The sequence below is a fragment of the Pseudoclavibacter terrae genome, assembly GCF_008831075.1.
Lineage (GTDB): Bacteria > Actinomycetota > Actinomycetes > Actinomycetales > Microbacteriaceae > Pseudoclavibacter > Pseudoclavibacter terrae.
Genome location: NZ_WBJX01000002.1, coordinates 563,561 through 590,228 on the forward strand (window position 1 = coordinate 563,561; position 26,668 = coordinate 590,228).

Genomic DNA, 26,668 nt, shown 5'->3' on the forward strand with positions numbered 1-26,668 from the left:
GTCTACCGTACGCGGCGGCCGCGAGTTTTCGCGGCACGCTCGGCGGCGAGCCACGCGCTCTGCGCCGCCGTCGGCGCCTCGGGCGTGCGCCCGGCAGCCGCTGGGGCTCGCCGGAGCGGGGCCGCCTCGGCAGCGCTGCCCGCGGCGGTTCCCAGTGGGGTCTTCCAGGCCGAGCAGATGGCGAGGGCCAGGGCGTCGGCCGCGTCTGCGGGCTTGGGGATCTCGTCCAGGCGCAGGATGCGCTGCACCATCGTGCCGACCTGCTTCTTCTCGGCGGATCCGTAGCCGGTGACGGCGGCCTTCACTTCCGAGGGAGTGTGCAGGGCGGCCGTGATGCCCCGGCGCTCGGCGGAGACGAGCACGACCCCGGAGATCTGGGCGACACCCATGACGCTCGGGAGGTTCTGCTGGGCGAAGACGCGCTCGAGCGCGATGGCATCTGGCGTGTACTCGTCGAGGATCGCCTCGATGCCGTCGGCGAGGATCCGGAGGCGCCGTGGGAGCTCGTCAGCGGGTGATGACGTGACCACCGAGACGTGCACGAACTCGACCCGCTGTCGCCCGTGCGCGTCGACGATGCCGAGGCCGCAGCGGGTGAGACCCGGATCGATGCCCAGGATGCGCCGCGGCACTCGGACTACTCGTCGTCTTCCGAGAGCTGCTGCTGCACCTCTGGCGACACGTCGATGTTGGTGAAGATGTTCTGCACGTCGTCGCTGTCCTCGAGGGCGTCGACGAGGCGGAAGACCTTGCGCGCGGTCTCGGCGTCGGCCTCGACCTTGACGTTCGGGACGAACTCGGCGTCCGCGGAGTCGTAGTCGATGCCGGCGGCCTGCAGTGCCGCGCGGGCGCCGACCATCTCGCTCGCCTCGGTCCGGATCTCGAACACGTGTCCGTGGTCGATGACCTCTTCTGCGCCAGCGTCGAGGACGACCTCGAGGATGTCGTCCTCGGTGGGCGTCTCCTCGTGCGGGACGACGATGACGCCCTTGCGCTCGAAGTTGAAGGCGACCGAGCCCGGGTCTGCCATGTTCCCGCCGTTGCGGCTCATGGCGGTGCGCACCTCGGCGGCTGCCCGGTTCTTGTTGTCGGTCAGGCACTCGATGAGGAGCGCGATGCCTCCGGGGCCGTAGCCCTCGTACATGATGGTCGTGTAGTCGATCGATTCGCCGGTGAGGCCCGCCCCACGCTTGACGGCGCGGTTGATGTTGTCGATCGGGACGCTGGTCTTCTTCGCCTTCTGGATCGCGTCGGCGAGCGTTGGGTTTCCTGCGACGTCAGCGCCGCCGATCTTGGCGGCGACCTCGATGTTCTTGATGAGCTTGGCGAACGACTTCGCGCGGCGCGAGTCGATGATGGCCTTCTTGTGCTTCGTCGTCGCCCACTTGGAGTGTCCGGACATGTGTTCTCCGTTGTTCTCGCGCGTCTCGCCGAAGGCGGGCGCCTGCTTCTGATCGTGTGCGCGCCGACACCGTTGCCCAGGAATCGGGACACAACCGGTCGTCGTCGGCGCGCGGTCTGTCCCCAGTTTACTCGTGCTCCTGGGCTGTGCCTGCTCGAGGCGGCCGGCTTACGCGTGCTCTGGCCAGGCGCCGGCCAGGAAGACCGCGAGTGCGCGTTCGAGGGCTTCGATGTCGGCGATGGCCGCCAGCTCGCGTGCCGAGTGCATGGAGAGGATTGGGATGCCGACGTCGACGGTCGAGATGCCCAGCCTGGTGGCTGAAATCGGGCCGATGGTCGAGCCGCACGGCAGCGCGTTGTTCGAGACGAACGGCTGCACGGCGACGCCCGCGTTCTGGCAGACGCCGTGCCAGAGCGCGCTTCCCCTGGCATCGGTCGCGTACCGCTGGTTGGCGTTCAGCTTGAGGAGCGTGCCCCGTCCCGCGATCGGTCGGGATTCGTCGTCGTGCTTCTCCGGGTAGTTCGGGTGCACGCTGTGGCCGAGGTCGCTGGAGACGAGCCACGAGGCTGCGAGCGCGCGCCGCTGCTGCGCGGGACCCGCACCGAGTCCCTCCTGGATGCGTGCGAGGACGTCGCCGAGGAAGGGGCCTGCAGCTCCGGAGCGGCTCGCGGACCCGACTTCTTCGTGGTCGAACGCCGCGATGACGGGGATGACGCCGTTCGGGACCGTCTCGACGAGTGCGGTCGTGGCCGCGTGGACGCTGACGAGGTTGTCGAGGCGTGCGCCGGCGAAGAGTGCGTCGCCGTGACCGAAGAGCTGAGCGTCCTGCGCGTCGGCGAGGAAGAGGTCGTACCCTGCGATCGTCTCCGGATCCACGCCTGCAGCTTCCGCGAGAGCGGTGACGACGCCGCCTGCCGCCTCGAGCCCGAGCACGGGATGCGTGTGGCGCTGCGGGTCGAGGGCAAGACCTCGCTCATTCACTCCCCTGTCGAGGTGGATGGCGAGCTGCGGGATGCGCGCGATGGGACCAGAGGCGGCGAGCACCGTCGTGCCATCGGCAAGCGCGAGACGTCCCGCGGCGCGCAGCTCGCGGTCGAGCCAGGAGTTGAGCAGCGGACCGCCGTAGACCTCGACCTCGAGGCGCTGCCAGCCGTGCGCCGACGACTCGGGGGTCGGCTTGACCTTGAACCCCGGCGAGTCAGTGTGCGCTCCCACGATCGCGAACGGTGTCGTCGGAGTGGTGGATTCTGGGACGCGCCAGGCGATGACGGCGCCGTCACGCACGACGACGTACCCACCTGCTTCCTGCGGCCATTCCTCACGCTCGTCGAGGGAGGTGAAGCCCGCGTCCTCGAGCCGCCTGGCCACCTCAGCCGCCGCATGGAAGGACGACGGTGCGTCGCGGATGAAGGCGGCGAGCGAATCGCTGACCTGCTTGCTTCGCGCGGCTCTGCTCGGTCGGCGTCTCGCCATATTCGTCTCCTGGCTTCTCTCGAGTCGATGCGTGAATAGGTGTGGTCAGGCGGCGTGATCGGTGACGCGATCCAGGAAGTACCTGTGAAACCGTGTTTCGCCGTTCATCTCCGGGTGGAATGAGGTTCCGAGCAGGTTCCCCTGCGACACCGCCACCACACGGCCGTCAGGCAGGGCAGCCATCACCCGGGCTCGGTCGCCGACCGCGTCCACGACCGGGCCGCGGATGAAGGTGGCGTGCACCGCTGGCTCGCCCAGCTCGGGAACGTCGAGCTCGGTCTCGAACGACTGGTTCTGCGATCCGAAGGCGTTCCTGCGGACGGTGACGTCGAGCCCGCCGAAGCTCCGCTGCCCGTCGATCGCGTCCAGCACGGTGTCTGCGAGCATGATGAGCCCGGCGCAGGTGCCGAGCACCGGCATCCCGGACGAGATTCGCTTCTTGATGGGCTCGGCGATGTCGAAGATCCGCGAGAGCTTGTCGATGACGCTCGATTCCCCACCGGGGATGACGAGTCCGGCGACGGTTTCGAGCTGCGCCGGAGTGCGGACAAGCACGACCTCGGCGCCGAGGTCCGTGAGCACCTGCTGGTGCTCACGGACGTCGCCTTGCAGCGCCAGGACGCCGACCGTGGGAGCTGCCAACGACCTGCTACCAGCCGCGCTCTGCGAGGCGGTGGGGGGCAGCCAGGTCGGAGACGTTGATGCCGACCATGGCCTCGCCGAGCCCGCGCGAGGCGGCCGCGATGACGGCCGGGTCGTCGAACGCGGTGGTCGCCTTCACGATCGCGGCGGCACGCTGGGCTGGGTTGCCGGACTTGAAGATGCCGGAGCCGACGAAGACGCCGTCGGCACCGAGCTGCATCATCATGGCCGCGTCGGCGGGCGTCGCGACGCCTCCGGCGGTGAAGAGCACGACGGGCAGCTTGCCGGTCTCAGCGATCTCGCGCACCAGCTCGTACGGCGCCTGCAGCTCCTTCGCGGCGACGTAGAGCTCGTCGCGGGTCATGGAGGTGAGGGCCGCGACCTCGCCGCGGATCTTTCGGATGTGCTTGGTCGCCTCGGAGACGTCGCCCGTACCGGCCTCGCCCTTGGAGCGGATCATCGCGGCGCCCTCGTTGATGCGACGAAGGGCCTCACCGAGGTTCGTGGCGCCGCAGACGAATGGCGTCGTGAACTGCCACTTGTCGATGTGGTTCACGTAGTCGGCAGGGCTCAGCACCTCGGACTCGTCGATGTAGTCGACGTCGAGGGCCTGCAGCACCTGAGCCTCGACGAAGTGCCCGATGCGGGCCTTCGCCATGACCGGGATGGAGACCTCGGCGATGATGCTCTCGATGAGGTCCGGGTCGCTCATGCGCGCGACGCCGCCCTGCGCGCGGATGTCGGCGGGTACGCGCTCGAGGGCCATGACGGCGACGGCACCCGCGTCCTCGGCGATGCGGGCCTGCTCGGCCGTGACGACGTCCATGATCACGCCGCCCTTGAGCATCTCGGCGAGTCCGCGCTTGACGCGGTTCGAGCCGACGGTTCCGTCGGCCCCGACAGGGGTGGCAGTGCGTTCGCTCATGATGTCCTTAGTCTCCGCGTGCAGTCAGTGCGAGGCGGTTCGGGTGTGAAGTGTGCTCAAGTGTAGACGCGGCGCAGCCCCCGCATGGTTGGGCGAGTGCCCAATGAAAACGCTGGATGTCAGGCCCGCGGCCAAGCATCCGCCAGCGCCTGCCTCGTCTCTCCGAGGAGGGATGGGAACGCCTTCGTCTTCGCGATGATCGGGAAGAAGTTGGCGTCGAACTGCCACCGCGGCACGATGTGCTGGTGCAGGTGGCCAGCGATCCCAGCACCGGCCAGTCGGCCCTGGTTCATGCCGATGTTGAAGCCGTCCACGTTCGAGACCTCACGCAGCACGCGCATCGCGGTCTGCGTGAGGTGCGCGATCTCGAGCACCTCGTCCTCCGTGGCCTCGTCGTACATCGCGACGTGGCGGTAGGGGCAGACGAGCAGGTGTCCCGAGTTGTACGGGTACAGGTTCATGACCACGAACGCGTGCTCGCCCCTGGCCACGATGAGCGACTTCTCGTCATCCATCGTGGGCCCGACGCAGAACGGGCAGGCGTCCGCGGCCGGGTCCTGTCCGTCCTGGATGTACGCCATCCGGTGCGGCGTCCAGAGACGCTGGAATGAGTCGGGCACCCCAGCGAAGTCGGTGGAGGGCTCGATCTCGAGACCGTCCAGTTCGCCTTCCGGGAACCCGAGGGCGCTCATGCCAGGTCTTCTGCCGTGTTGACGAGCAGGTGCTCGTCGACGGCCCCCCGGACGAGACGGATCGCGTCCTCGATCGGGACGCCGTTGCGCTGCGTGCCGTCGCGGAACCGGAACGAGACCGTCTTGGCCGCGCGGTCGTCCTCGCCGGCGATGAGCTGGAACGGCACCTTCGCCTTGGTGTGGTTGCGGATCTTCTTGGGCATGCGGTCGTCTGAGGCATCGAGCTCGGCGCGAACGCCGTGCGAACGCAGCTCGTCGACGATGGTCTGCAGGTAGTCCCCGTACTGCTCGGCGACGGGGATGGCCACGAGCTGGACCGGCGAGAGCCAGACCGGGAACGCACCGGCGTAGTGCTCGACGAGCACGCCGAAGAAGCGCTCGATCGAGCCGAAGAGCGCACGGTGGATCATGACGGGCCGCTGACGGGTGCCGTCTGGGGCCGCGTACTCCATGTCGAAGAGCTCGGGCAGATTGAAGTCGAGCTGGATGGTCGACATCTGCCACGTGCGACCGATGGCGTCTCGCGCCTGCACGGAGATCTTGGGCCCGTAGAACGCTGCTCCGCCCGGATCCGGCACCAGGTCGAGTCCTGACGCGGTCGCGACCTCCTCGAGCGTGCGAGTCGCTTCCTCCCAGGTGGCGTCGTCTCCGACGAACTTCTCCGGGTTCTTCGTCGACAGCTCGAGGTAGAAGTCGTCGAGACCGTAGTCCTTGAGGAGCGAGAGCACGAACTTGAGAGTCCTCGACAGCTCATCCCGCATCTGCTCACGGGTGCAGTAGATGTGCGCATCGTCCTGCGTGAAGCCGCGCGCACGAGTCAGCCCGTGCACGACCCCGGACTTCTCCATGCGGTAGACGGTGCCGAACTCGAACATGCGCAGCGGCAGCTCGCGGTACGAGTGCGCGCCCTGGTTGTAGATCAGGTTGTGCATGGGGCAGTTCATGGGCTTCAGGTAGTAGTCCTGGCCCTGCTTCGTGACGTTGCCCACCTCGTCGACTTCCTCGTCGATGCGCATCGGGGGGTACATTCCGTCGCGATACCAGTCGAGGTGGCCCGAGATCTCGTAGAGTCGCCCCTTCGTGATGTGCGGGGTCGACACGAAGCTGTACCCCTCCTGCACGTGGCGCTTGCGGGAGTGCTCCTCCATCTCGAGCTTAATGATGCCGCCCTTGGGGTGGAAGACCGGAAGACCGGAGCCGAGCTCGTCCGGGAAGCTGAACAGGTCGAGCTCACGACCGAGGCGACGGTGGTCGCGCTTCATGGCCTCCTCGATGCGCTCCTTGTACGCGCGCAGCTCGTCTTTCGTCGGCCAGGCGGTGCCGTAGATGCGCTGCAGCTGAGGGTTCTTCTCTGACCCGCGCCAGTAGGCGGCAGCAGAGCGGAGGATGGCGAAGCCGTTGCTGAGCATGCGAGTCGACGGCACGTGCGGGCCTCGGCAGAGGTCCTTCCAGTAGACCTCGCCGGTCTTCGGGTCGACGTTGTCGTAGATGGTGAGCTCGCCCGCCCCGACCTCGACGGACTCGTTGTCCGCGTTCGCGCCGGTGCCCTTGATGTTGATGAGCTCGAGCTTGTACGGCTCGTTCGCGAGTTCCGCTCGAGCCTCGTCATCGGTGACGACGCGACGTACGAAGCGCTGCCCCTGACGCTGGATGCGCTGGGCCTCCTTCTCGATGGCCTTGAGGTCCTCAGGGGTGAACGGGGTCTCGACGTCGAAGTCGTAGTAGAAGCCATCGGTGATGGGCGGACCGATACCGAGCCTGGCGTCAGGGTTGATCTTCTGCACGGCCTGCGCGATGACGTGCGCGGCGGAGTGGCGGAGGATGCTCAGCCCCTCTTCGCTGTCGATCGTGACCGGCTCTGCGACTGCGCCGTCCGGTACCTCGCGGGCGAGGTCCACGAGTTCCCCGTCCAGCTTCATCGCGACGACGGAGCGGTCGGTGAAGAGCTCGAATCCGGTGGTCGTCGCGCCGCCGGCATCGCTCTGGCGGGGTTCGGTCTCGAGGTCAACGGGATCGCTGGTCACGATGCTCCTTGTCGTTAGGCATGAACAAGCGACCACTTTATCGCGGCACCGGCTCACGCCGAGCACCGGTCGACGCGTGACGAACGAGTTCCCCTACTTCGCGGGACGGTTTCCCTTGGCGGTGAAGGTACCGATGTCCTCGGGCTCGTCCGAACTCGCCGACGTCGTCGTGGGCCGCTCCGAGTTCCCGGCAGGGTCCGTGCCCTCGGCACGAGCGGAGCTCTTCTTCTCTGAGGCGGCCGTGCCGTCCCTGCCGAGCGTGTCCACGAGGCTGTTCAGTGCGAGTAGCGCGAGTCGGATCTTCTGATGGTGTCGCCCGTCCGTCTTCACGTCGAGCTTCTCGGCCAGCTTCACCGCCTGCTCCTTGATGACGCTCTCGCGACCGGTGACGACCTTCTTGAGTCCCGTGTGCACGGCCTGCACGCGCGCCCCCGAGTTCGCGGAATCGCGCACCCGGCCGCCCTTCGGCGCCCCTGCGTTCGCACCTGCGCTGTTGCCCGTCGAAGACATGCTTCCTCCAAGTGCGCCAGTCGGCGCGATCCGTGATGGCAACAAGATACGCCGGATCGAGATACATCGCGTGTGAAGACGCTGGGTGACGCGACGCGTGCAGATACACAGCCAAGAGAGCGGCACATCCGGCTAGCCTGAAGTCAGCGATCGGCGGACTGCCTTTGGCGAACGGACAACCAAAGGTTGCTGATCGAGGGGACCCTCACATTACGACTTCATCTTCCGCGCTCCCCCAGGCCTCAGGCCCGCTTCAGGGTCTCGGCCGCGTCCGAACCACGAAGCCCCGCACACCGGGAGCGAAGTCCGTCACGCAGAGCTACAGCGCAGTGTCGAAGGTCATCCGTGAGATGGGCCTCCTCAAGCGCACTCGCTGGTTCTACGGAATGCTGGCTGCGGGCCTCCTCGTCGCACTGGGTGGCGCGATCACCGGCTTCATCCTGCTCGGCGACAGCTGGTTCCAGCTGCTCATCGCCGCGGCTCTCGGCATCATCTTCACGCAGTTCGCATTCATCGCCCACGAGGCCTCGCATCGACAGGTGCTCGAGTCCGGCCCTGGCAATGACCGCCTCGGTCGCTTCCTCGCGGCTGGCGTCGTCGGCATGAGCTACAGCTGGTGGATGACGAAGCACACGAAGCACCACGTGAACCCGAACAAGATGGGCAAAGACCCTGACATCGACTTCGACACGATCTCCTTCACGGAGGAGGACGCCAGGAAGCAGACCGGGCTTCTCGCGCTCATCACGCGCAAGCAGGGTTACCTCTTCTTCCCGCTGCTCACGTTCGAGGGCTACAACCTGCACTTCCGCTCGATCAAGTCGCTCTTCACGCGCCAGCCGATCAAGGGTCGCTGGGTCGAGTTCACGATGATCGCCGTGCGCTTCGCGATCTACTTCGGTGCCATCTTCTGGCTCCTCCCCCTCGGTATGGCCTTCGCGTTCGTGGCCGTGCAGATGGCCGTCTTCGGTGTGTACATGGGCGCCTCGTTCGCGCCCAATCACAAGGGCATGCCGATCATCCCGGCCGATGTCAAGATGGACTTCTTCAGCAAGCAGGTGCTCACGTCCCGCAACGTCAGCGGCGGCTGGTGGGCGAGCGCACTCATGGGTGGCCTCAACTACCAGGTCGAGCACCACCTCTTCCCGAGCATGCCTCGTCCGCACCTCGCTCGGGCCCGCGAGATCATCCGCGAGCACTGCCAGAACCTCGACGTTCCGTACACCGAGACGACGCTCATCAAGTCGTACGGCATCGTGATCGAGTACTTGAACCGCGTCGGACTGCAGGCACGCGACCCGTTCGACTGCCCGCTCGTCAACCAGTTCCGTCGCGTCTGATCTGAGCACACGCACGTCGAAGGCCCACCCGGGTGATCCGGGTGGGCCTTCGTCGTCGCTCCTCCTAGTCAGCACCTGATATCTATTCGTAAATCTACGAATAGAGGCGTATGCTCGAGTCATGAGCATCCACTTCCAAGCACAGATGCCTTCCGGCTGGAAGGCCACGAGCGCCATCCGCACCATGCGCTTCCCAGGTGGCGAGGTCTCCCTCGTCGTCCCCGACGCCCTCGACGAGGTGCCCGCCTACGCCACCGTCACAGGTGCAGACCCGGCTGATCTCGTTGCCCTCGGCATGTGGGCCGACTACGCCCACGGTCTCGGGCACCGCGCCGTCGCCCTCCTCCCCTACCTGCCCGCGGCCCGGGCCGACCGCGGCGTGCCGTTCGGTGCGAAGGTCTACGCCGAGCTCATCAACAGCTTCCGACTCGACCAGGTGATCGTCTTCGACCCGCACTCCCAGGTCGCGCCCGCGATGATCGACAACGTCAAGGTCGTCGGCTCGGCACCGTACGTCCGTCGCGCCACGATCGGTCGCGTCGGTGGCACCCACGACTTCGTCGGCGTCGTCGCCCCGGATGCGGGCGCGGTCCGCCGCGCACAGGCTGCGGCGACTGCGCTGCACCTCCCGCTGTACCGCGCCGAGAAGCACCGCGACTTCGCGACAGGCCGCCTCTCCGGATTCAGCTGCGAGCAGCTGCCGGCAGAAGGGCGCCTGCTGGTCGTCGACGACATCTGCGACGGAGGCGGCACCTTCAGGGGCCTCGCGGAGGCCACTGGCCTGACGCGAGAGCGCCTCGCCCTGTTCGTGAGCCACGGCGTCTTCTCCGGCGACGCGCCAGCGCTCCGCGAGCACTTCGCGGAGATCATCACGACTGACTCGCACCCGGGCGCCTCCCGCGAGGGCGTGGCCACCAAGGTGCTCTCCATCCGCAACATCCTCGCCCCCTTCGTCGAGCGCTGAACCGCGCAACGACGACCTGGACCTCGCCATCAGAAAGGCATGACCATGAACTTCACGGCAATCGCTCCCCTCTTCCAGACGGACGCGTACAAGCTCGGCCACCTGCAGCAGTACGGACTCGCGGGGAACGTCATGGGCGTCTACTCCAACTACACGAACCGCGGATCCCGCATCGCGGACATCGGGGCCGTCGTGCACTTCGGGCTCCAGGCGTTCCTCGAGCGCTACACGGAGTCCTTCCGAGTGTTCTTCGACGCGGATGAGGACGAGGTCTGCGCGGCCTACGAGACGCGACTCGCGCGCATCCTCGGCCCGAACACGATCGGGAGCGCGCATATCCGCGCACTGCACCGTCTCGGCTTCCTGCCCCTGCGCTTCTGCGCGGTCCCAGAAGGCACGGCGGTGCCGCTGCGCATTCCGAGCTTCACCATCGAGAACACGCACCCCGACTTCTTCTGGCTGACCAACTACGTCGAGACGGTGCTGAGCGCGGAGATCTGGCAGGCCTCCACGACCGCGACCCTCGCCAGGGCGATGCGCGAGACGCTCGAGGTCGCGGCGACCAGGACGGGCACGCCGGCGGCGGCCGTCGACTGGCAGGGACACGACTTCTCCTACCGCGGGATGTCCTCCAACGAGACTGCGGCGATGAGCGGCGCAGCGCACCTGCTGAGCTTCACGGGAACCGACTCTCTCGTGTCCATCGACTGGATCGAGCGGCACTACGGCGGCGAGTTCGTCGCGGGGAGCGTCCCGGCGACCGAGCACTCCGTGATGTGCGCCGGCATCGCCACGGTCGGCGAGCGGGAGCTGTTCGAGCGGCTCCTCCACCTGTACCCGAGCGGCATCGTCTCCGTGGTCTCCGACACGTTTGACCTCTGGCGCGTCCTCACCGAGTACCTGCCCGCCCTCAAGCAGGAGGTGCTCGCGCGTGACGGAAAGCTCGTCGTCCGGCCGGATTCCGGCGATCCCGTTGACATCCTCTGCGGTATCGAGGACGAGGGCCGGGACGTCAGCACGGCCGAGCGGAAGGGGGTCATCGAGCTCCTCTGGGACACGTTCGGCGGCACCGTGAACGCCGCGGGCTTCCGGGAGCTCGACCCCCACATCGGCGCCATCTACGGCGACTCCATCACCCGCGAGCGGGCTGTGCGCATCACGGAGCGACTCGCTGCGAAGGGCTTCGCGTCTGGAAACGTCGTGTTCGGCATGGGAAGCTTCGGGTACCAGTACCAGACCAGGGACACGTTCATGTCCGCGATCAAGGCGACGTGGATTCGAGTCGATGGTCGCGGTGTCGACATCCGGAAGGACCCAGTGACCGACAGCGGAACGAAGAAGAGCGCGACGGGGCGACTCGCCGTCGTTCGAGACGCAGAAGCTCGGATGCGCCTCATCGAGCGCGCCACGCCCGTGGAGGAGGCTGAGTCCCTGCTGCAGACCGTGTGGGAGGACGGCGCGTTCGTTCGCCGTCAGACGTTCTCTGAAGTCCGCGCGGTGCTCGCCCAGCAGACGGTGCTGCGTTGAGCAGAGCATACGATCAGCCGCTCGTCGCGATGGATGCACTGCCCGTGCGCTATCGCGACGAACGGCTGGAGTTCGGTCTGGCGGTGCGACAGTACGACCCGCATGCCGGCGTCGAGGCCCTTCCGGGGGTGCTCCTCCTCGCGGGCGAGCACGGGCCGGGCCCAGTGCTGCGTGCGATGCGCACGAAAGCCGGTATCCCGGAACCGGAGGTGCGGTTCACCCGCCAGCTCGGCTGGTTCGACGGCACCATGCGCGACCCGCGCAGCGCGACGATCTCCCTCGCGAGTCTCGTGTTCCTCGAACCGGGTGCCCGGGCCGGCGAACTGGTCTGGCATCCGCTCGACGACGTGCCGCGCCTGCCCTTCGACCACACGGTGATCGTCGAGGCGGCGCGTGTGCGGCTCGGTGAGATCGTCTGGCGGGACTGGGAGATCACGCGAGCACTGCTCGGCGAGAAATTCACCTCCGGCACGGCCCTCGCGCTCGGTGCAGCGCTGGAGTCGGAGCCGTACGATCGCCCGAACTTCCGACGCTGGCTCGAGGGAACCGGTGTCGTGCGGGTCACCACCGACACGACGGGCGTCAAGCTGAGGGGCCGCACGACCGTGTGGGAGTGGAGCGACTGAGTTCTCGGCCGTCGGCTGCACCGCGTCTTGCGGAGTCTGCCAGGCAGCGCGGAGAGGATGAACCGCATGGTCTTCATCGGATATCACGCCTCCCATGAACAGCTTCCCCCGAGTGCTCTGCTCGATGCCGTCGTGAACGCCGAGCGAGTCGGCTTCGACGGTGCATTCAGCGCAGACCACCTCGAACCCTGGACCCGGCGCCAGGGACACTCGGGCAACACGATCGCCTGGCTGGGCGCGGCCCTCGCCCGGACCAGCTTCCCCATCGAGGCGGTGCTGACGCCTGGGTACCGCTACCACCCGGTGATCGCGGCGCACGCTGTGGCGACGCTCGCAGAGATGTTCCCCGGTCGCTACGCGCCGGCGCTCGGCAGCGGGGAACTGCTCAACGAGCACGTCATCGGCGGAGATTGGCCGGAGAAGGATGAGCGGACGGCTCGCCTCGGCGAGTGCGTCGACGTCATGTCTCGACTGCTCAGGGGCGAGGAGGTGACGCAGGAAGGGCGGATCGTCGTCGACCGTGCGCGGCTCTGGTCGCTGCCGCCGGCTGTCCCAGCGCTGCGGGCGACGGCGACGAGCACGGCGACCGCCACGTGGGCCGCCGCGTGGGCCGACGGGATCGTCACCGTCGGCACGGAGAGTGAGGAAGTCGCAGCCGTGCTCGACGCGTACCGTGCCGCTGGCGGGGTCGGAGATTCCGCCGTGCAGGTACATTTCGCACTCGAACCGGACCTCCCCGCCGCGGTGGCTCTCGTGCGGGAGCAGTGGCTGCACGGTGTCGTGACCCCGCCGGAGGCCTGGGATATCGCCAAGCCAGAGGAGTTCGAGCGCCTGGCAGGGGCGCCAAGCGACGACGAGCTCCAGCAGCATGTGCTTGTCGCCTCGGACATCGACGTGCTCGCCGACCGAATCGCGGACATCGCAGGCGGCTTCGACAGGGTGTACCTGCACGAGATCTCCCAGGACCAGGACTCGTTCCTGGAGGAGCGAGCCGGACCGCTCCTGGCCGCGCTGCGGCTACGGTTCGGGGGTGCTGCATGAGACTGGTCGACACCAGCGATCTGTGGTGGAAGAACGCCGTCATCTACTGCGTCGATGTTGCGAAGTACCTCGACGACGATGGCGACGGCACGGGTGATCTCTCCGGGCTCTCTCGGCGGCTCGACTACCTTGCCGAGCTCGGCGTCAGCTGCCTCTGGCTCATGCCCATCTACACGTCCCCCAAGCAGGACAACGGCTACGACGTCGCCGACTTCTACGGCATCGACCCGAAGCTCGGCACGCACGGCGATGTCGTGGAGCTCATCCGAACTGCCGAGGACCGGGGTATCCGGGTGATCGTCGACCTGGTGGTCAACCACACCTCAGATCAGCATCCGTGGTTCAAGTCTGCGCGGAGGAGCAAGGACTCGCCCTTCCGGGACTTCTACGTCTGGCGCGACGAGCCGCCGGAGGACTCGCGAGAAAGCATGTTCCCCGACCAGGAGGACGGGGTCTGGGAATGGGACGAGCGGACCGAGCAGTACTACCTCCACAGCTTCTACCGGCACCAGCCCGACCTGAACGCTGGCAACCCGCGCGTGCAGGAGGAGCTCTCGAAGGTCATGGGCTTTTGGCTGCAGCTGGGGGTCTCGGGATTCCGCGTCGACGCAGTTCCGTCGCTCGTCTCGTCGCCGCTGCGTCGGGACCCGAAACGCGACCACGACGTGCTGCGTTCGCTGCGCGAGTTCGCGCAGCGTCGCTCAAGCGATGCTGCGCTGATCGGCGAAGTCAACCTGCCGTACGAGGAGCAGGTCGAGTACTTCGGGGAGGCGGGTGAGGGAGAGCTGCACATGCAGTTCGACTTCCCGGGAAATCAGGCGTTGTACCTGGCGCTCGCGAGGCGGGATCCGTCGGCGTTGCGGCATATGCTCGGGCGCCGCCCCGAAGTCGACGTGCAGTCACAGTGGGCGAACTTCATCCGCAACCACGACGAGCTGACCCTCGATCAGCTCTCAGACGCCGAGCGACAGGAGGTGTTCGAGGCGTTCGCGCCCGACGAGCACCAGCGCGTCTTCGATCGCGGCATTCGCCGTCGACTGCCGCCCATGCTCGGCGGCGACCCAAGGTGGGTTCGGATGGTCTACAGCCTGCTCTTCTCGCTGCCGGGCACCCCGGTGCTCTTCTACGGGGAGGAGATCGGCATGGGCGAGCATCTCGACATCGATGAGCGCGACGCGGTGCGCACCCCCATGCAGTGGGACGGCGATGAGTTCAGAGCCGGGTTCTCCACGGCCAGACCGCGTCGGTTCCCGCTCCCCCTCGCCGAGGGCCCCTGGTCACCCAGGCACGTGAACGTCGAGGACCAGCTCTTCGACGAGGACTCTCTCTTTTCGTTCGTCGCGATGCTGGCGCGCACTTACCGGCAGTCCGCGGAGATCGGCTGGGGAGCATTCGAAGCGCTCGACTGCGACGCGCCGTCGGTGCTCGCACATTCCTGCGCCACCGCCAGTCGACGATTCGTCGCGCTCCACAGCTTCTCCGACGAGGCAGTGACGGTTCAGGTGAGCATCGTGGGTGAGCCCGAGGGGAGCGTGCTGACCGACCTCGCGGACGGGACCAAGATCGACCTGGTGGAGGGACGCGTCGCCTTCGACCTGCTGCCTTACGGCGCGCGCCGCTTCCGGGTCTCGCGGCCGGGCGACGGGAGACTGCGCTGACGAGGCCGGCTGGGCCGACCCGATTCCGCCGGCTCCCCGGGCATCCGCGTCTCAGGAGGTCGCAGAGTCCGGCGGGATGCGCTTCTCGAAGACCCAGATCGCCTTCGTCTCGGGAAACCACGGGGTGCCGTCCTGCTCGAGCACAGTCCAGTCGGCGAGGTGCTCACGGTAACCGGACTGGACCCACGCTTTGTGGTGGAGTGGCGACAGGCCGACCTGCAGCGCCTCGACCTCGTGGACAAGCTCCTCGAGCTGGAGCTGGCAGTACTGCTCCTGGGCCTCCCGCTGCAGCGACTCCACGCCCCAGTTGACCGTGAGGAGGGCCTCCGTGACGGCTCGGGCCGTCGCCGTGAACGTGTGCGGGCCGCGTGCGGTGAAGTCTGCGAGCTCGGGCACTGGAACCTGTTCCCGGTAGGCGCTGAGCAGAGCGTCCCCGTCTCGTCCCGGCGTGATGAGCGTCAGCGTGCGGTCTGGGTTGCTGGGCGTGACGAAGTCGCGGATGACCAGCACCCCTCCGGGGCGGAGCGCTCGCCCGATGACGGCGAGGTTCGCCAGCGCGGCCTGTCGACCGTGCTCGGGTCCCCGCGGGTTGTACGAGGCGATCTCGTGCAGCACAGAGCTCATGACGATGCCGTCGAGGTCGCGGAGGCCCAGCTCTGCGAGCTGGTCGGCGGTGCCGAATCGCACGGTGATGCCGTGGATCGCGTTCAGGTGGGCGACCGCGTCGACGGAGTCGTCGAGCGCGATGACCTCCTCGACGTCGGGGAGCGTCGCTATCCGCGCCGCCAGGTCTCCCCCGCCGGCGCCGATGTCGAGAATCCGTCCACCGCGCAGCCAGTCGGTGAGCTGGGTCTTCTCGTCGGCGGCGGCCGCCATGCGCCGGAAGTAGCGTTCCTCGAGCCTCGGGCGCTGACTGTCCGTGGCTGCGGAACCTGACGTGTGAGTCGCGGACGTCATGCTGGGATCCTCCGCTTGTCCGGCCTTGGTTGCACACACGAAGAAGGCCCCTGAAATTCAGGGGCCTTCTTCTCAATGGTGGGCGATACTGGGATCGAACCAGTGACCTCTTCCGTGTCAGGGAAGCGCGCTACCGCTGCGCCAATCGCCCATTGCGAGGTGACGACGGGATTCGAACCCGTGTGGACGGCTTTGCAGGCCGCTGCCTCGCCTCTCGGCCACGTCACCGTGTTGTGGGTTGAAACCCGTGCAACCTCCGTTTGGTGTTTACCACCAGACTGAGTCACACTCGAGCGGATGACGAGATTCGAACTCGCGACCCTCACCTTGGCAAGGTGATGCGCTACCACTGCGCCACATCCGCATCGCGCTTGTCTTGGGAACTTCCGTTCCGGCTTGACCAGCGCGAGAATGACTCTATAGGAACTCGAGCCGCGATACAAAATCCACCGGTGTAATTCGCCGAAAGCCCTGGTCAGAACGGCAAGCCGCGGTGGGCGTATCGGGAGTTGTGCACGAGAACCCGGTGGGAACAGGGGCTGAAGTGCGCAGTTCCGAGGCTGGATGCAGGTCCGCGGTGCCGCGACGTGCTCCACCGACTCGTTCACCTGGGCGCCACGGCGACACGGTTCGGCACGTCAGCGCCGCGTGCTCATCCCCCGCCGGATTCTGTGGCATGATTAGTCCTCGTCGCGGGTGATTGGCGCAGTTGGTAGCGCGCTTCCTTCACACGGAAGAGGTCGTGGGTTCGAGTCCCGCATCACCCACCGCGAGAAACCCCCGGTCAGGAACATCATCTTTCCCTGATCCGGGGGTTTCTGCTTGCCGTGCGGTTCCGGCGCCGGATCCGATCTCGAGGACTGAAGCGAGTGCGTGCCTGGGCATATGCTGCGCCGCTGCGTGCTCCGATGATCACCGAGACTCGTCCGATGGAGGAGGTGCAGATGCCGAGACGATCGGATTCGAGCGTGCCTGCCGATGCTGGACGGGATTTCGTTAGGAAGATGGGGGCGACGGCGTACACGCCGCTGGAGGCGATGCTCGACGCTGCGGTGCTTCCCTGGCAACCTGCCTACAGGGCAGAGGTGAGTTCGATCAGCGCGAGCATCCGTCCAGAAGCGCAGCGCCTCTTCGACGCCGACACGGCACGGCTCCTCGCGGAGGACCCGGAGCGTCGAGACCTCATCTCGCCTGCCCCCTGGCGAAACTCGCTCCGTATCCTGGGGTTCCTGTCAGCCGCAACGACGCTTGCCGGCGTCCTGATCGCCGCGGGAGGTGGCCCACGCAATCAGCCGCCCGTCGACGCGTCGGTGACCGCAGTCGTCGTCGGGGTGACCAGCGCGCTCACGTTCCTCCTGGTGGGCGCATCGATGCTGTTCCCCTCGAAGATGGGGGTTCCGAACAGACTGGCGTCGCTCAGCTCAACGCCATCGCCGCGCTGCTGGAGGGCGAAGCGCCCCGGTTCGACCCGGCGTGGCTGCGCTCCGCACCGCCAGGAACACTGGGCCTGCCGTTCGCCGCTGACAAGGCGCACGAGCACATGCACCTCGGACACGCGCAGCTGACGACTCGGGAAGCCGCGGGCCCTTTCGGCTACTTCGTTGCGCAGAGTCGGCGCGCGGCCGAGGAGCGCAGCTCCCCGAGCACATGAACGGAGACACCGAGCGGGCAGGCGGGCCTCCGCGCACTCGTCCTGCCTATCGGGAGCTGCTGCTGCCCGGTCCTCCTCAGAGGTTGACCACGAGGACGGTGAGCACCGTGACGATGATCACCACGGCGATACCGGTGCCGCAGCCGATGGCGGCGATTGCGCCGTAGCCGAGGCGGGAGACGCGTGCGCCGGATCGGCGTGCCGCGTCGAGGAACTGCGGTCCGCCGCCCGCGCTCCAGGAGGAGGCGGCCGAGATCTGGTTCCGGAGGGCACCCACATCCGCTGCGGCGCCGGCCATCGGACGGTCGAGGATCGCTGCGACCGTGCCGGCAGTTGTGTACCCGAGCGCGCGGTTGACGGCCCCTGGGTCGGCGAGCATCGGGTACTTCGCTCCCCCGACGGCGAGGTGGATGCTCTGCGCCCGCGACGTCACCGTAATTTCGGGGACAGGTGCGCGGAAGACGACGGCCCAGCCTTCGGGAGCGAGAGCCCACAGGGTCATCCAGCCGTCAGCGATCTCAGCGTTCGCGGGCACGTACCCGCCGCCGACTCCGAGTGCACCCGAGAAGGTTGAGTGAGGGAAGGGATTGGGGTGGGTCACGTCCTCATGCTAGGCGGAGGCGGACTCGAGCGCCCTCGGGCCGGTGGCAGACGCGACAGGCGCTGTGAGGCGCACCACCGCGGTGCCGGGGCGTCCGGGCAGACCTAAACTCGCCTGCAGGATCGACGATGAGGAGAGCAATGGCGAACGCGGGATGGGATCGGGACCGAGCAGCTGCGCGAGCTGCGGGTACGCCCCCGCACGTGTTGACGGACATCGCCATGCGCCGGCCTGATCTGCGCGGGGACATCGCCGCGAACCCTGCTGCCACACCCGAGCTGATCCGTTGGATGAACGGTGTCAGTCGGCCAGGCAATCTTCAGTCGCACCCGCGACCGCAACCCAACCTTCAGTGGTCGCGGCCGCAGCAGCCGCGACCTCTTCAGCCGCCGCAGACACGTCCCTCGTACGGGCCTCCCCCGCCACGCCCGGGGCTGGCCGCTACCCCCTATGCCCCTGGCCGGAGCCCAGATCCGCCGCGCAGGAAGGGGACAGCGGGAGGCTGGCTCGCCGGCTGCGGCTGCCTGGTCGTGGTCGCGTTCATGGGCCTGTTCGCGTTCGCCGGCCTTGGCGCGATCCTGGGCTTGAGTGATACGGCAACGACCCCGAGCCCCTCTGTCGAAGCCGCACCGGTCGACACCGGCGCCGATGACCTCGACGCGCACATCGCGTTGTACGAGCAGGAGCGGACGAAGATCGATGAGCTGTCCGTCGCACTCGACGGCAACCCGGCCAAACCGCTCGTGGCGCTCTTCGACTGGATGGAGGACCAGGACGCCAAGATGACGGACCCGAACCTCACCGCGTACTCGGCGGAACTCCTCGCCGACCAGATGAGCACCTTCCGCGCGGACCTCGAACAGAGCATCACCGACGCCCAGACGCGCCGCACGAACGCGAGCGGGTCCGTGAGCGAAGGCCTCATCGACGCCGCCGGGAACGGGTTCATCGACGTCCAGTACGACGCGGCCACCGCTTGCGGCACCAATGAGAACGCAGACCAGGGCTACCAGACTGTCGGATGCGTCAAGGGCGGCAGCCCCCTCACCGTGCACCTCCTCCCCGATGCCGAACGCACCGAGTGGCACGCCAAGATGACCACCGTCCACGAGCTCGCGCACGTGTACCAGCGCGCAGACGACGTCAGGTACCCGGACGACGACGGCGGCTACCAGGCCCTCCTCGCGCAGGGGCTGTTCCAGGGCAGCGAGGAGGTCATGGCCGACTGCTACGCCTTGACGTATCTCAACGAGTGGACGCTGAGCGACGGCGTCAAGGAGACCGGCTATGGCTACGTCTGCGGCGACACCGAGCGCCAGGCGATCCGCGACTGGGCAGCCGGCATGAACGCACCAGTCGGGTGACGTCGGTGCGCGCTGCGGGCATCAGCACTCGGAGGCATGCGCTCGTCGTTCCGTAGGGTGGGGTCATGGGGTTCCAACCGCTTCGCTCGAGGTCGCGCGACTTGTCGGTCTGGTTCGCGACGCGACCGGAGCTGTTCGTGTCTGAGAGATCGCCGCGCAAGACGGTGTTCTGGCTGGTCTCAGCTGTCGCCGCCGGCCTCGTCGCGCTGCTCGTGTACCTCAACCCGACAGCCACCGTCGAATTGCTGGGCGGGCGAGTGCGGAGCGGTCAGGCGGTTGCCGGTGCGTTTGTCCTCCCCCCGCTGGCCTTCGCCGCCTGCATCGTCCTGACGTTCCTCGTCGCCCGCCGGTGGCGAGTACGCGGCGGTGGTGTACTCAAGAACGCAGTCATCCTTGGGGTGCGGCACGGCTTCCCCCTCGACGACGTCGTCGGTGCCCTGGAGCAGGGAAGCACTCGTCGCCAGCCGGCGGTCGAGGCACTTGCGTCAGCGCAGCAGGCGAACGGTGACGACCGCCTGCTGACGATCTGGTCGTCGGAGCGCGACCGTGTCCTGATCATCGGCATTCTCCGGGTCGATGGGAACGCCGTCTGGATTGACTCGGAACCGGTCATGCTCGCATCCGACGAGTACTTCGACGCCAGAGCCTGCGACCGGGAGGCGCGTCGCCTCCGGGATCATTGACGTTCGGCATGCTCAGCAGGCGCTGACAAGCAGGAAGAGGACATGATGAACCACACCGCATCGAACCTGGTTCCGGGGCCCGGGCTCTACGCCACCCACGACGGCGTGGTGTACCCGCTGCGAGTGCACGACGGCAGGTGGGCGTTCCGCTCGACCAGCCCCGTGCGGGGCTTCGTGGTCGATCGCGAGGTGTTCATCCGCCCGATCGCCATCGACGATGAGGTCGAGTGCTTCAGCTTTGAGCACGCCGGCGTCTACCGGGGGTTGCCGGTGGATGTGGCCCCGCTTCCTGGCGGTGCCGAGCTGCTCCTCATCTCGACCGACCGGTCGTCCGTTGAGCTGGGATTCGCGGCTGAGCAGCTTCGTCGTGGCGGCCTCGACTGGCGCAAGACCGTGAGCAACCCGGATCCTGACCTCGACGTCACGAGCACCAGGGTGCGGAAGCCGGCCCCGTGGGAGGGGCACCCAGAGGAGGTCCTGCCTCCCCGGGCGCGTTCGCGGTCGGGCGGACGCGTCTCTCCCGGCAAGCAGGACGGTACCGCTCAGCTGCCTCCGGCGTCCCCGCAGCTCCGGGCTCCTGGTCTGTATGCGGTGCTGGATGGCGTCGAGTATCCGGTCGTGCGGCGAGACTCCGGATGGGCGCTGGCCTCCCCGGAACCGCGGTCCGGCTTCGCCCCGCAGCAGGGAGAGCAGCTCCGGACGATCGGTCCTGAGGACCCTCTCGAGTACGTCACGATCAACCATTCCGGAACGTACCGGGGGCTTTCTGTTCAGGTCAGGCCCGCTTCCGCGCACACCGTCCAGCTCTCGACCCGCGACCGACGGTCGCTGGACTCCGGGTTCCTCCAGTTCGGCTTCGAGCGGCCTGAGATCCAGGAGTATGTGCGGTCGGTGGAACTCGATGACGTCGACCTGCAGGTCGCGACGACGCGGGAGGCGTCAGCCCCGCCTTGGCTGCGGAACGGGCAAGCGCGCCTGGAACCTGGAGTGGCCACGACGTGGAGTGACTTCGCCGGAGCACTCGCGTCGGCCTGTGAGGCGGTCACTGACCGGGTCTTCCTCGTCGTCTCGGGGGTGGGCGACGCGCGACGGTACGTGCAGTTCGCCGGAGGCCCGACCGTGCTGGACGCGGAGGCTCCGGGGCGTGACGTCGTCGCAGCCGCCGATGAACGCGCACTCCGGGATGCGGGCTGGACACCGCCACGGCCGGGACAGCCGAACTGGTCGACGAGCGCCCGCCGCCGCGACGAACGTCGTGCCTTGCAGGCGCTTGCCGAGATGTCGGTCGCCGCTCTTCGTGACGGGTATAGCGTCGGGAGTCCGCGGCTGCTCACCTACACCGCGTGGCGGGATCCGCAGGTGTTCCCTGACGGGGCGAGCTACACGGCCGAGGAGTGGGAGGCACGCGACCTCGGGACGGCAGCGTTTGAGATCCCCGCCCTCCGTCTCCCTCGACGCTGACGACCACGCGCACGGTCGCCGATCAGCGCTCCCCGGCCCGCCTGTTCGTCTCGCGGCGGAGAGCTCTCCGGGTGATCCACACAGCGATCACGATCGGCAGGATGCACACGCAGAAGACCGCGACCTTGAGCCACCAGCTCTCGACCAGCGGCAGGAGGAAGATGCACCCGAGGACCGTCGCGAGCGCGGCGCCGATGTACGGTCCGCTCCGCCGCCCGTTGAGCGCGAGGCCCGGTTCCGCTCGTGGCGGCTCCGGTGGCTCAGAGGCGGCTGGCGGTCCGTCCTGGTCGGGGTCCATCCCCTGACGCTACCCGAACCCCGGAACACCCGCGGCGGGACCGAGGCCGGGCCGCATGACGCCTGCCCGCTTCAGCACCGGCCTAGTCGCGCTGGTTTCCCATGCCGTCGCTCAGCGCCTTGTGCCGCGGGCTGTTCGGGTTCATGAGCGAGTGCCTGCGACCGTACGCGAAGTAGATGATCAGGCCGATGACGAGCCACCCACCGAACCGCAGCCAGGTCTCCCAGTGCAGCTGCAGCATCAGGAAGCCTGAGGCGAGCATGCCGAACGCGGGCACCAGGGGCATGAGCGGCAGCCTGAACGTTCGGGGAGCATCCGGGCGCTTGTAGCGGAAGATGATGACCGAGAGGCAGACCACGACGAACGCGGCGAGGATGCCGATGTTCGTGAGGTCCGCGACGGCCTTGATCGGGAACACACCCGCAAGGAGGGCTGACGCGACGCCAGCGATCCACGTGACGCGCTGCGGGGTCCCGTTGCGGTCCGTCTTCGCGAACCAGCCCGGCAGCAGCCCATCGCGGCTCATCGAGAACCAGACACGGGTGACGCCGAGCAGGAACGTCAGCATCACGGTGAGGATGGACAGCACGGCGAAGACGGAGATGATCGTCGCGATCACGGGCAGGCCGACGCTGTTGAACGCGGAGGCGAAGCCGGCCGTCGGGTCGATCTCCTCCCAGTTCTGCATCCCCGTCAGCACAAGCGTCGCCGCCACGTAGAGCAGCATCGCGATGATGAGCGACAGGATGATGGCCTTCGGCATGTGCTTCTTGCCGTCCTTGGCTTCCTCAGCCGCGGTGCTCATGGCGTCGTAGCCGAAGACGGCGAAGAACACGGTGGCTGAGCCGGCGAGCACCGGGCCGAAGCCGCTCGGCATGAACGGGTTGTAGTTGTTCGCGTCGATGTAGAAGACGCCGAGGCCGATGATGAACAGGATCAGGATCACCTTGATGGCGACCGCGACGAGCTCGAACCGCCCGAAGGCCTTCGTGCCGCGAGACAGGATCCAGGTCACGAGGAGGCAGACTGCGATGGCCGGGATGTTGACGACCCCGCCCTTGCCCTCGTCGACGGTGGAGGTCATCCAGACCGGCATGTGAATGCCCAGGCCCGACAGGAAGGCGTCGAAGTAGCCGGAGATGCCGATGGCGACGACAGCCACGATGGCGATGTACTCCAGCAGGAGGTCCCAGCCGATGAACCAGCCGATGACCTCCCCGAGGGCGACGTACCCGTACGTATAGGCCGACCCTGCCCTCGGGATCATGCCGGCGAACTCCGCGTACGAGAGCGCGGCGGCCGCCGAGGCGAGGCCCGCGATGAGGAACGAGATGAGGACAGCTGGCCCAGCTCCCGGCGTCCCCTCGCTGCCCGCGGCGACGAGTCCGGCGAGCGAGAAGATGCCGACACCGATGATGCCGCCCACGCCGATCGCCGTGAGCTGCCAGAGCCCGAGCGACTTGAAGAGGCCGCTGCTCTTGTTGTCCTCTTCCATGTCCTCGATCGGCTTCCGCCGCATGATCGACTGGGACGAACCTCGTGTGCTCATCGGTGCTCCTCGTTCAGTGCGCGATCTCCACAGCTCTGTGAAGATCCATTCCGCACGCTCAGTATGCGGCGTCGGACGGCTTCGGACGAGTGGGCGGTGCTGACGAGTACTCGTCAAGCTCGCTGAGGACTTCGGGCCCGAGCGTTCAGGGGCTTCCGCGCCAGACTCCGGAACGCACGCCGTGGCATCATCGTCTGACGAGCATCGCTTCACCGCATGGATGGTGTCGATCATCGATCGGTCACGCGCGAGAAGCAGGGGAAGGGCCTTCTGCATGGGCATCATGACGTACGACGGGATTCAAGTCCGCTTCGACGACCGCACACTGGCCCACCTTCAGGTCATCGTGCTGAAGAAGTTCAGGAACCAGGAGTCGTTCATCGTCTCGTGGCGGAACACGGACACCAGCGGGGATGGTCGGAGCACGGTCTGGATGACGCCGTCGTTTCCCGCGCACTTCCACATCGAGAAGCCCGCGCACAAGCTCGACCCGGAGTGGCTCACCGCGCTCCAGCGGTCCGCTGACAGCGCCGCGGGACTCGTCGTCAGGGATGCGGGCGGCGAGGTCGTCCTCGGCGAGCAGATGTCGCCGCAGCTGCCCAAGGGGTAGCTCTCCCCCGCCTTCACCGTGACGTCAACCCTCGTGTGCTTGGGAATCGTGACAGCTAGCGTTGAGACCAGCCTCGCGAAGGAGGGTGCCCCATGACGTACCAGCTCGTCATCGCCGGAGACGCCTTTCTTGTCCAGGACTCCGAGATCGCCGCCGTCCAGGAGCGCATCCTGGCGGCGGTCCGCACGGGTGGCGCCTTCGTGGATCTCCGTACCGACAGCGGACTCGCGCATGTGCTGGTGACGCCGTTCTCACAGGTCCTGACGAGCGCCTTCGCCGTGAATGAGGGCGACGCAGCCTCGCGCGCGCTCGACCCGGCGTCGCTGCCGCAATTCGAGCCGGACAGCTGCATCGCCTGGGGAGACGACGCGGTGGATGACCCCGCGGGGCCAGATCTCTAGACGTCCGGGATGACCCCTCCGATCGCGCTGCGGCTCGCCTGGAGTCGAACGCGACGAGCTGCCCGCCGGGTCCGTGACCCTCGACGTCCGTTCCGCTATCGTCGGGATGTGACGACTCGACCCATCCTCGCCGTGGACAGCTGGACCGACACCCGCGACACCCTGCACCGCTGGCTGCAGATCGTGGGCAAGATCCGTATGGTCAGCACGCCGCACGTCAACCACTGGTGGAACGTGACGCTGCACGTCACCCCTCGCGGGCTCGCGACTGGCACGCAATCGCACGGCGACGGGATCTTCGACATCGAGTTCGACTTCGTGGAACACCGCCTTGTCATCCGCCACAGCGACGGCGGGAAGCGAATGCTGCATCTCGAGCCGATGTCCGTCGCCGACTTCTCTTCGCGCCTCTTCGCTCTGCTCAGCGAGCTCAACCTCCACCCGCGCATCCACGGCGCCCCGAACGAGGTGGAGCTGGCGATTCCCTTCGCCGAGGACACACGGCACGCCAGCTACGACCGTGACGCGGCTCACGCGTTCTGGCGACAGCTCGTCGACGCGGACCGGGCGCTCTCGCGGTTCCGCGCAGCATTCACCGGCAAGGCGAGCCCCGTGCACTTCTTCTGGGGAGCCATGGATCTCGCCGTGACCCGCTTCTCCGGCCGCGAAGCGCCCCGTCACCCGGGCGGGGCCCCGAACTGCCCCAACGAGGTCATGATCGAGGGGTACTCGCATGAGATCTCGAGCGCCGGATTCTGGCCCGGTGGCGGGCGCGAGGGCGCCTACTACTCGTACGCCTACCCCGCTCCCGTCGGGTTCGCGGATGCGCGCGTGCCGGAGGGGGCTTACTGGGACGAGGCCCTCGGCGAGTACCTCCTGCCGTACGAGGTGGTTCGGGAGGCAGCCGACCCCGACGGTCTGGTCCAGGACTTCCTAACAGCGACCTATCGAGCAGAGGCCGACCTGGCAGACTGGGCGAGCGTCACCACAAGCGCCTAGCGCATCCGGGACCTGACCTCAGGGGCGGGACGCGCGATCGCGGCGCTGGTTCCAGTAGCGATAGACGAGCTCGGGGTATTCGGCCATGACGTCGACGTCGGCGACGAGCACCTCGAGCCTGGCCTCATACCCCTCCGGAGTGAGGCCGAGCTGCCGGATCTTGTCGAGCTTCGGACGGTCGCGGCCAGGGTGAGCTGCCTCGAACTCCAGGAGCGCCCTTGCTCGTGCGGTGATCATGTTTGAAGAGTAGGTCAGGACATAACGAGATGACCCGCTCTTGCTTTTCAGCCGTCACCTCTGTAGGGCCTAGGCGGGTGACGTCAACCGGCCACCGGTCTGATGCCGACGAACTGCATGCGATCCTCGCCGTAGAAGCACGACTGCAATGCGAAGTCCCCCTGCAGTCCGATCAGTGATTCCGTCGTCTCCCAGTGCTTCGCCGTGTGCCGCACGTCGACGACCTCGAACGTGCCCGGCTGGCCCTCGACTTCGAACTGCGTCCCGACCACCCAGTTCAGGACGATGTCGCCCCCGCAGTTGTTGTGCGCCGCGTACACGGCCGGAACCCCGACGGTGTTGCGATAGCTGGTCATCTCGATGAACGATCCGTCGCACACGTCGAGTTCCTCCTGACCGCCCTCGACCCCGAGCCGAACCGCGGGCAGCTGCACCTCCGCGGCGACGTCGTTCACCGCGGCTTTCACCTGCCCGTACCCGCGTTCCACGGTCGTCGGCACCAAGAGCGACATCGCCAGGATCACAGCCCCGGCGAGGACGAGTGTCGTCCCGAGCACCCCGAGGACCACGTTCCCCACCGACCGCCGTCGGCGTGGAGACGCCGATCGGGCGTGGGCTGGCGGCGCAGGCCGGGTGCTCGTCATAGGCAGAGGTCTCCTCGTGGTCAGACGCGTCAGATTCTGCAACAGCACCTTATGCGCTGCGTGTGAACGGATGCGTGCACGTGAGCGTGGAAGCGGCCGGCACTCACCTTCGTCTCGGCTGGCGTGCGTACGGTCGGAGCATGACAGAACAGCACGCGACCCCCGACCACGAAGACGACGCCACCCTCGACGAGACCAACGAGCGGCTCGAAGCAGAATCGATCCAGGGCCTCGGCACGGGTGAGCCCAACCGGGAACGGCCGGACCAGCCGCCCACGCAGGTCCGCGATGACGCGGCGCAGCACCGTGACGACACCGTCCCGCCCGCAGGTGTCAACGGCTGAACCGCAGTATCGGAGGCCGGGTCGCGCTGGTGACCCGGCTTCCAC

At 67.4% G+C, this 26,668-nt stretch carries 28 protein-coding genes, 4 tRNA genes and 1 pseudogene; 16 read left to right on the forward strand and 17 right to left on the reverse strand.

Annotated features, from left to right (window positions below):
- Nucleotides 1–2 precede the first annotated feature (2 nt).
- From ruvC to F8O03_RS08880, 8 genes are all read right to left on the reverse strand, one after another.
- Entirely contained in the window at nt 3–632 is a 630-nt protein-coding gene (ruvC, locus tag F8O03_RS08845) for a crossover junction endodeoxyribonuclease RuvC (RefSeq protein ID WP_151423517.1), read from the reverse strand.
- Between the two features lie 5 nt (nt 633–637).
- Nucleotides 638–1,402 (reverse strand): YebC/PmpR family DNA-binding transcriptional regulator, encoded by a 765-nt coding sequence (locus F8O03_RS08850; protein WP_104311984.1) that lies wholly within the window; start codon nt 1,400–1,402, stop codon nt 638–640.
- Between the two features lie 168 nt (nt 1,403–1,570).
- Nucleotides 1,571–2,875, reverse strand: a complete 1,305-nt coding sequence (locus tag F8O03_RS08855; RefSeq protein ID WP_151423518.1) for a M18 family aminopeptidase — start codon at nt 2,873–2,875, stop codon at nt 1,571–1,573.
- A 45-nt stretch (nt 2,876–2,920) separates the two neighbouring features.
- Nucleotides 2,921–3,517: a pyridoxal 5'-phosphate synthase glutaminase subunit PdxT gene (gene pdxT, locus F8O03_RS08860; RefSeq protein ID WP_151423519.1), complete on the reverse strand. Its 597-nt coding sequence runs from the start codon at nt 3,515–3,517 to the stop codon at nt 2,921–2,923.
- A 7-nt stretch (nt 3,518–3,524) separates the two neighbouring features.
- The gene (pdxS, locus tag F8O03_RS08865) at nt 3,525–4,442 is read right to left on the reverse strand and encodes a pyridoxal 5'-phosphate synthase lyase subunit PdxS (protein ID WP_151423520.1); all 918 of its coding nucleotides are present in this window, start codon (nt 4,440–4,442) and stop codon (nt 3,525–3,527) included.
- A gap of 119 nt (nt 4,443–4,561) precedes the next feature.
- Nucleotides 4,562–5,134, reverse strand: coding sequence for an HIT family protein (locus tag F8O03_RS08870; protein ID WP_151423521.1), 573 nt, complete (start codon nt 5,132–5,134; stop codon nt 4,562–4,564).
- Complete coding sequence (gene thrS / locus F8O03_RS08875; RefSeq protein ID WP_151423647.1) at nt 5,131–7,053, reverse strand: threonine--tRNA ligase; 1,923 nt, start codon at nt 7,051–7,053, stop codon at nt 5,131–5,133. Before thrS ends, F8O03_RS08870 begins: the two co-directional genes overlap by 4 nt.
- Nucleotides 7,054–7,251: 198 nt before the next feature.
- A complete protein-coding gene (locus tag F8O03_RS08880) occupies nt 7,252–7,668 on the reverse strand; it encodes a hypothetical protein (RefSeq protein ID WP_151423522.1) in 417 nt (138 codons plus the stop codon).
- A 329-nt stretch (nt 7,669–7,997) separates the two neighbouring features.
- Here F8O03_RS08880 and F8O03_RS08885 point away from each other — a divergent pair, with 329 nt between their 5' ends.
- The 6 genes from F8O03_RS08885 to F8O03_RS08910 all read left to right on the forward strand — a co-directional run bounded on the left by F8O03_RS08885 (nt 7,998) and on the right by F8O03_RS08910 (nt 14,824).
- Entirely contained in the window at nt 7,998–9,008 is a 1,011-nt protein-coding gene (locus tag F8O03_RS08885; protein WP_244296097.1) for a fatty acid desaturase family protein, read from the forward strand.
- A gap of 121 nt (nt 9,009–9,129) precedes the next feature.
- Nucleotides 9,130–9,972 (forward strand): ribose-phosphate diphosphokinase, encoded by an 843-nt coding sequence (locus tag F8O03_RS08890; protein ID WP_151423523.1) that lies wholly within the window; start codon nt 9,130–9,132, stop codon nt 9,970–9,972.
- A 45-nt stretch (nt 9,973–10,017) separates the two neighbouring features.
- On the forward strand, nt 10,018–11,499 hold the full coding sequence (locus F8O03_RS08895; protein WP_244296099.1) for a nicotinate phosphoribosyltransferase: 1,482 nt from the start codon (nt 10,018–10,020) through the stop codon (nt 11,497–11,499).
- Nucleotides 11,496–12,125, forward strand: coding sequence for an NUDIX hydrolase (locus F8O03_RS08900; protein ID WP_151423525.1), 630 nt, complete (start codon nt 11,496–11,498; stop codon nt 12,123–12,125). The genes F8O03_RS08895 and F8O03_RS08900 overlap by 4 nt, the downstream gene beginning before the upstream one ends.
- A gap of 66 nt (nt 12,126–12,191) precedes the next feature.
- Complete coding sequence (locus tag F8O03_RS08905; RefSeq protein WP_151423526.1) at nt 12,192–13,166, forward strand: LLM class flavin-dependent oxidoreductase; 975 nt, start codon at nt 12,192–12,194, stop codon at nt 13,164–13,166.
- A complete protein-coding gene (locus F8O03_RS08910; protein WP_151423527.1) occupies nt 13,163–14,824 on the forward strand; it encodes an alpha-amylase family protein in 1,662 nt (553 codons plus the stop codon). The genes F8O03_RS08905 and F8O03_RS08910 overlap by 4 nt, the downstream gene beginning before the upstream one ends.
- Nucleotides 14,825–14,875: 51 nt before the next feature.
- Here F8O03_RS08910 and F8O03_RS08915 read toward each other — a convergent pair whose 3' ends face one another.
- The 4 genes from F8O03_RS08915 to F8O03_RS08930 all read right to left on the reverse strand — a co-directional run bounded on the left by F8O03_RS08915 (nt 14,876) and on the right by F8O03_RS08930 (nt 16,145).
- A complete protein-coding gene (locus F8O03_RS08915; protein WP_151423528.1) occupies nt 14,876–15,781 on the reverse strand; it encodes a class I SAM-dependent methyltransferase in 906 nt (301 codons plus the stop codon).
- A gap of 76 nt (nt 15,782–15,857) precedes the next feature.
- A tRNA-Val gene (locus F8O03_RS08920) sits at nt 15,858–15,932 on the reverse strand.
- Nucleotides 15,933–15,938: 6 nt separating this feature from the next.
- Nucleotides 15,939–16,009 (reverse strand) — tRNA-Cys (locus F8O03_RS08925).
- 64 nt (nt 16,010–16,073) lie between these two features.
- Nucleotides 16,074–16,145, reverse strand: a tRNA-Gly gene (locus F8O03_RS08930).
- Nucleotides 16,146–16,475: 330 nt separating this feature from the next.
- Here F8O03_RS08930 and F8O03_RS08935 point away from each other — a divergent pair.
- Both F8O03_RS08935 and F8O03_RS08940 read left to right on the forward strand, forming a co-directional pair.
- Nucleotides 16,476–16,548, forward strand: a tRNA-Val gene (locus F8O03_RS08935).
- A 177-nt stretch (nt 16,549–16,725) separates the two neighbouring features.
- Nucleotides 16,726–17,346: a hypothetical protein gene (locus F8O03_RS08940; RefSeq protein ID WP_151423529.1), complete on the forward strand. Its 621-nt coding sequence runs from the start codon at nt 16,726–16,728 to the stop codon at nt 17,344–17,346.
- Nucleotides 17,347–17,508: 162 nt separating this feature from the next.
- On the opposite strand, the gene F8O03_RS08945 is transcribed toward F8O03_RS08940, so the two are convergent.
- Entirely contained in the window at nt 17,509–18,033 is a 525-nt protein-coding gene (locus F8O03_RS08945; RefSeq protein ID WP_151423530.1) for a hypothetical protein, read from the reverse strand.
- Nucleotides 18,034–18,173: 140 nt separating this feature from the next.
- Between F8O03_RS08945 and F8O03_RS18645 the strand changes: the two are divergent.
- From F8O03_RS18645 to F8O03_RS08960, 4 genes and pseudogenes are all read left to right on the forward strand, one after another.
- A pseudogene (locus F8O03_RS18645) lies at nt 18,174–18,335 on the forward strand (variant leucine-rich repeat-containing protein); the annotation flags it as partial.
- A 228-nt stretch (nt 18,336–18,563) separates the two neighbouring features.
- Nucleotides 18,564–19,397 carry a hypothetical protein gene (locus F8O03_RS08950; protein WP_151423531.1) on the forward strand — a complete coding sequence of 278 codons (834 nt, stop codon included), beginning with the start codon at nt 18,564–18,566 and terminating at the stop codon, nt 19,395–19,397.
- Between the two features lie 137 nt (nt 19,398–19,534).
- Complete coding sequence (locus F8O03_RS08955; protein ID WP_244296101.1) at nt 19,535–20,080, forward strand: hypothetical protein; 546 nt, start codon at nt 19,535–19,537, stop codon at nt 20,078–20,080.
- A gap of 42 nt (nt 20,081–20,122) precedes the next feature.
- Complete coding sequence (locus F8O03_RS08960; protein WP_151423533.1) at nt 20,123–21,541, forward strand: TY-Chap domain-containing protein; 1,419 nt, start codon at nt 20,123–20,125, stop codon at nt 21,539–21,541.
- 22 nt (nt 21,542–21,563) lie between these two features.
- Here F8O03_RS08960 and F8O03_RS08965 read toward each other — a convergent pair whose 3' ends face one another.
- Together F8O03_RS08965 and F8O03_RS08970 are read right to left on the reverse strand one after the other, a co-directional pair.
- Nucleotides 21,564–21,839 carry a hypothetical protein gene (locus F8O03_RS08965; RefSeq protein ID WP_151423534.1) on the reverse strand — a complete coding sequence of 92 codons (276 nt, stop codon included), beginning with the start codon at nt 21,837–21,839 and terminating at the stop codon, nt 21,564–21,566.
- Nucleotides 21,840–21,921: 82 nt separating this feature from the next.
- Entirely contained in the window at nt 21,922–23,388 is a 1,467-nt protein-coding gene (locus F8O03_RS08970; RefSeq protein ID WP_151423535.1) for an amino acid permease, read from the reverse strand.
- A 274-nt stretch (nt 23,389–23,662) separates the two neighbouring features.
- On the opposite strand from F8O03_RS08970, the gene F8O03_RS08975 reads away from it, so the two are divergent.
- From F8O03_RS08975 to F8O03_RS08985, 3 genes are all read left to right on the forward strand, one after another.
- Nucleotides 23,663–23,998, forward strand: coding sequence for a DUF7882 family protein (locus F8O03_RS08975; RefSeq protein ID WP_146079137.1), 336 nt, complete (start codon nt 23,663–23,665; stop codon nt 23,996–23,998).
- 92 nt (nt 23,999–24,090) lie between these two features.
- Nucleotides 24,091–24,399, forward strand: coding sequence for a hypothetical protein (locus F8O03_RS08980; RefSeq protein ID WP_151423536.1), 309 nt, complete (start codon nt 24,091–24,093; stop codon nt 24,397–24,399).
- A 108-nt stretch (nt 24,400–24,507) separates the two neighbouring features.
- The gene (locus F8O03_RS08985; protein WP_151423537.1) at nt 24,508–25,398 is read left to right on the forward strand and encodes a DUF5996 family protein; all 891 of its coding nucleotides are present in this window, start codon (nt 24,508–24,510) and stop codon (nt 25,396–25,398) included.
- 18 nt (nt 25,399–25,416) lie between these two features.
- Here the strand turns inward: F8O03_RS08985 and F8O03_RS08990 are convergent, their stop codons facing one another.
- The gene (locus tag F8O03_RS08990) at nt 25,417–25,635 is read right to left on the reverse strand and encodes a DUF3263 domain-containing protein (RefSeq protein WP_104253308.1); all 219 of its coding nucleotides are present in this window, start codon (nt 25,633–25,635) and stop codon (nt 25,417–25,419) included.
- A gap of 83 nt (nt 25,636–25,718) precedes the next feature.
- Nucleotides 25,719–26,213, reverse strand: coding sequence for a hypothetical protein (locus F8O03_RS08995; protein ID WP_151423538.1), 495 nt, complete (start codon nt 26,211–26,213; stop codon nt 25,719–25,721).
- A gap of 206 nt (nt 26,214–26,419) precedes the next feature.
- On the opposite strand from F8O03_RS08995, the gene F8O03_RS09000 reads away from it, so the two are divergent.
- On the forward strand, nt 26,420–26,623 hold the full coding sequence (locus tag F8O03_RS09000; protein ID WP_151423539.1) for a hypothetical protein: 204 nt from the start codon (nt 26,420–26,422) through the stop codon (nt 26,621–26,623).
- Nucleotides 26,624–26,668 lie beyond the last annotated feature (45 nt).